Genomic DNA, 3541 nt, shown 5'->3' on the forward strand with positions numbered 1-3541 from the left:
CTATTTTAATATGCGTACACTTTGTCCAATTTTCTTAATGGCAAAATTACACAGATAAGGCTGGATTATATCGCACTTTTTTAACTCTTCTTCAAGAATATCTTTGTTTTGCTATTTTTTTGTTCAAAAAGGTTATCTATATCATTTTATTACTTAATACTCGATCGGCACAACATTTACTTTCATATTTTATTAATAAGCGCCTATCTGCTCCATTATCCAGTTAGTTTGTAAAACAGTTTTTAAATATTTATTAGTAAAAGGAGAAAGGATATTTATCTTGCTTAATCGAATGTATTAATGAACCCGTTATAATGTACGGTAATTCCTAGATTAATCGTATATAATCATCTAAATATAAGTTTGCTATTTTATTCTTGCTGTTTTGGGGGATAATTAGCTTATCTTAACCTCATCTTATATTATGTTATATAGTGTAACAGTGCAGTGTCATGGGTTGACTTACTCTATATTTTTTCGCTTAAATTTAACTCGTGCCATTATTGGGATTGTCTTTTTATTTTCTGATAACTTAATCTGCTAAAATACTATTATTTTTATCATCAATTCTTTAATTATTCCCTATACATTATAAGGAAAATTTATGCACTTTATATAAACCATTAATAGTTAAATTCTAAATTATTTAAATGTATATACCCCGTTATTGATCGATCGCTAGCCAAAGTCACATATAACCACTCATTATAATCCCCACCTTGCCTAAATTTTTTATATAACTTGATCACCTCGGTATTATTTGGTAGTTTTTTTATAATGGATGATGAGGAGTCTGGTTTTTGTAATAAGTTGATATACTTTTTAGGGGATTTTGTATAATAGTGATTCTCTAACAATTCATTATGGCTAGTTGAAATAACCTTTTGTTTATCCACTAATACTTTTATTCCCATATTGTAGTAATTGTTTTTTTCAAGCCTATCTTTTAAAGAACTATCTTTGTCAAAAAAGTCAGTCAAATACTCATATGCTAAACGTTGACTTCGTTCTAAATCCTCGCCACCATTTTGTAAATGGCTTTGATATTTAATGATATGAATTAATGCCTTATCTTTAGTTGATTGTGAAATTATTACTTTTTTCCCTTGTATTCCAATATCATATTGCTCTATATTCCAATTCACGTATAAGGACATTAATAAAGCACGAAAAAAAGATTTATCTAGCAACATATCATTTAAAAATCGTTTTCGGTATCCTTTTGATGATTTATTGTAAAATAGGTAGCGCCACTCATTGCCTTCAGATTCATATGGATTAGTTACTACTGTTTCATATAACAAAGCATCCTTTTCATAATTAAAGTTAATAACGATTTCAGGTAAATCACTATATGTTTTGCTTAATACGTATTTTTTAACAGAATTATCATCATTGAAAAGTAATTTATTATAAGCAATGAATTGTTTCACGTATTTATCATGTCGTTTATCTGATTCTTCGCCTAAAAATGAATCTAATAATAAACATGGATAAATAAAATTACCAATATTAGCTATACCATAACGTTTGTTCTTACTATTATGGTTCAAGCAAAAGTCATCTGTCGACTCTTCACTATTTGATCCGAAATAGTCTTCTATTTTTTCTTTAAATTTATCTAAATCAGGTTGTTGGTAATTTTGATGTATTAAAAGTTCTGACATTACATCAATTTTTTCAATTACGCTATTAGTTGATTTATTATCTAAACCTGTATTGGCTAATGTGACTATTGAAAAAAAGATAGAAAAAGCAATTAAGATTTTCCCTATTTTATTAATCATTATTATATAGTCCTATTCCTGAATAAGTGTTAAAACATCATTAACATATTTAGTTATGTTACTTAAATAGTTATATTAATCATCTTCTTTATATTCTAATTGGCTAAGATGAATATAACCTTTAATTAAAGGATCTTGGGCTAATTTCACATATAACCATTCACCTTGCGTACCAATTTTAATGATTTCGGTATTATTGGGTAATTTTTTAATAACTTCTGCTTTTGAATTTGCGCCATTACGCAAGTTAATATAGTTATCAGTAGATTTTGTAATATAATGATTTTCAATTAATCGATTTTGTCCATCAGAAATAACTTTTCCTTCATTCGTTAATACGTTTAATCCCATATTATAATAATTGTTTTCTTTTAACCTTAATTCTAACTGACTATCTATTTGAAAAAAGTTTTGCAAATATTGGTATGCTTTATTTTGACTTTGCGCTAATGTTTCCTCGTTACTAATATGCTGACTTTGTAATTTTATAAGGTGTAGTAAGGATTTATCTTGAGATATTGGATCTACTACAATTTTGCTCTCATTTACAATAGGAATCCCTTTTTTGTAACTATCCCAATTATCAGCTAAAGTGCCTAATAATGTCGCAATAACTGATTCACCTTGTTGTATGTACAAATCATTTAACAGACGTTTTCTATAGCCTTTTTTACTATTATTATAAAAAATAAAGTGCCACATATATCTTAAATCATCATTCCAGACAGGTAGTGATAATTCGTATAACAAAGGATTTTTTTCATAATTAAAATAGATTACAACTTCTTGAAGGGCGCTAGCTCGATTTTTTTTAAAATATTGTTTAACAGAAAGATCAGCATTATCATTAAAAAGCAATTTATTGTAAGCTATAAGAGCAGGAGAAAATTCATTATCTGGCGTATTTAATAATTCCAAGCCTTGTATAGGTGTAAGGGGTACCTCATAACCTTTGAATTGAGAGACTCGAAATGTTTCACTATATGTAAGTAAAAAACGTCCATTTTTGGTAAAGCATTGATAATCATATTTACTATGAAGAGCTTGACAGTCAGATGTCATAGTATCAACATCAATGCCAAAATAATCTAAACTCCTTTGCTTAAATTCTTGTTCCGTAGGTATTTTATATCCTTTACTTTTTAAAAATTGAGAAACTACATCAACTTCTTCCGCAAAATCTCTTTCCGCCCATTTATGCATTAATTGTTCTAGCTCTGTTTCCGTTTGAGCTAAAACATTGAGCATAAAAAACGAGAAAAGAACAAAAATAAGATATTTCTTTTTTTTCAGTATCATTGCGTTTTTTCCCTATTTTTTCTCATGGTATCTTTAGAATCTGGGGCAAATCTATAATGTTTATAAACATTATTAATATCACCATCATAATCTTCTATATAACAATAGATGCTTTTTCCTTGTTTTTTAAAATTAATATACAATTCGCCTAATTTTTTCATGGCTTCATTATAAATTCGAATACAACCAAATGTATTCATAAGGCTACCTGTATCTTTTAATGAGTTGGCGTTAAAACGTGTATGCCCACAATGAATACCAATCCCAGAACGCCCATTTTTAGTTGCCGTTAAAAATTCACCACTTTCTCCAATTAATTCAATAAACCCATAATTACCAAAGGAAAGTTCGCCTTTATGTCTAGTTGGATAATAGGATGTTTTAGCTCTACCGGTAGGTGTATCTCCGTTGCCATTTGCTTTAATTCTATTAGTATTTGTACCGAGGCAAAGTGC

2 protein-coding genes and 1 pseudogene are annotated in these 3541 nt (G+C 28.3%); all 3 read right to left on the reverse strand.

Translation table 11 applies throughout. The features are described 5' to 3' along the window. Positions 1–623: 623 nt before the first annotated feature. Positions 624–1787 carry an SH3 domain-containing protein gene (locus O970_RS09255; protein WP_133459418.1) on the reverse strand — a complete coding sequence of 388 codons (1164 nt, stop codon included), beginning with the start codon at positions 1785–1787 and terminating at the stop codon, positions 624–626. Positions 1788–1862: 75 nt separating this feature from the next. Then, on the reverse strand, positions 1863–3086 hold the full coding sequence (locus O970_RS09260) for an SH3 domain-containing protein (protein WP_133459419.1): 1224 nt from the start codon (positions 3084–3086) through the stop codon (positions 1863–1865). Next, positions 3083–3541: pseudogene (locus O970_RS10000) on the reverse strand (hypothetical protein); the annotation flags it as partial. The gene O970_RS09260 and the pseudogene O970_RS10000, both read right to left, overlap by 4 nt.

The organism is Candidatus Schmidhempelia bombi str. Bimp, assembly GCF_000471645.3.
Classification (GTDB): domain Bacteria; phylum Pseudomonadota; class Gammaproteobacteria; order Enterobacterales; family Orbaceae; genus Utexia; species Utexia bombi.